The 1,182-nt window shown below is 27.5% G+C and carries 2 pseudogenes; both read right to left on the bottom strand.

The features are described from left to right. Positions 1-868, bottom strand: a pseudogene (locus T432_RS09095) (hypothetical protein); the annotation flags it as partial. A gap of 14 nt (positions 869-882) precedes the next feature. Next, a pseudogene (locus tag T432_RS08175) lies at positions 883-1,182 on the bottom strand (hypothetical protein); the annotation flags it as partial.

Genomic DNA, 1,182 nt, shown 5'->3' with positions numbered 1-1,182 from the left:
TATAAAGACAACTTTTTTTGTAATCTACAATATCAGGCTCTTTAAGAGTGCTGGTGAGTAATGAACAAAATTGCTCGCTGTATTTAAACCATGCTTTTGAGGATTCTTGGGGTTTTAAATTTTCAATCAATGTTTTTTTATCAAAATGTTCACAGTTTGAATCACACTTTTGTAAGTTTTGCTTTACTTTGGTTTGATATATATCTTCATACCCCAACAAGAACTCAATAGGTATTCCAGAATGTAATTTAATAAGTTCATTGACAAAAGATGTAGAGGTTCTCAATAAATAGGGGTTAGATAAAAAAATAGTTAAATTACCTCTAATTTTTTTGGCTGTTCTTAATGAGTAGCGTAAAGTTTCTCGATAATCTAAATCAAGTGGATTTTTTTCAATTTCAAATCTGCTTAGTAATAAGTTATCTTCAATAGAGAAATATTCAAGTAGATATTCAACTTTACGAAGGTTTTCTTTTTGAATTGATATCTTGTTCGGGACTATTTTTTAAGAATTTATTTTATGAATATCGTTAACAAGATTTAAAGTTTCTTTGTATTTGCATATTTCGTTGTACTCAATATTTGATACATATCCAATAAAAGATATTTTGCTTGATGAGTACCCACAAAATTGAGATATAGTATTTTGAATATCCTTTATGGGAATATTTTTACCTATAGAGTTTCTGGAATTTGTAATTTTGTATAAATAATTTTCTAAAAACCGATTATGTGTATGATAGCAATCAATTTTGTCGTAAGTAATATTACATTGAAGATAAGCTAAATTCTGAAGAAAGAGAGATGTAGTATCCCAGCTAAGGAACCTCGTTAAGACCAGAAAAGTAAAGTTAAGAATGATGTACATCTTATCTTAAATAATTAATTTTGGATTTGTACTGAGGAAAATTTAGTAGTTTTTTCTAAGGAAAATAAAGGGTTAACCTCCAATTTACGAAATAAGATTTTTCTTTGATGTGCATGAATCTCAATTAAGTCTTTAAGATAAATCATTTCAAAAAAGCTTTTACAAATACTTGCCTTATTATGGCAATACATACTAGAGAAATGTTTGAAGGCTTTATGTAAAGGTTTTGTCCAATCTCTATTTTCTTTCATTAAATAGCTGGTATCCAAATCTATATGTGATTCAAGATCGGTGATGGAATAATAATCTATAGT

The sequence above is a fragment of the Taylorella asinigenitalis ATCC 700933 genome (assembly GCF_000687755.1).
Lineage (GTDB): Bacteria > Pseudomonadota > Gammaproteobacteria > Burkholderiales > Burkholderiaceae_B > Taylorella > Taylorella asinigenitalis.
The sequence above is the reverse complement of the archived record's forward strand: the minus strand, read 5'-3'. Positions and strand labels throughout refer to the sequence as shown.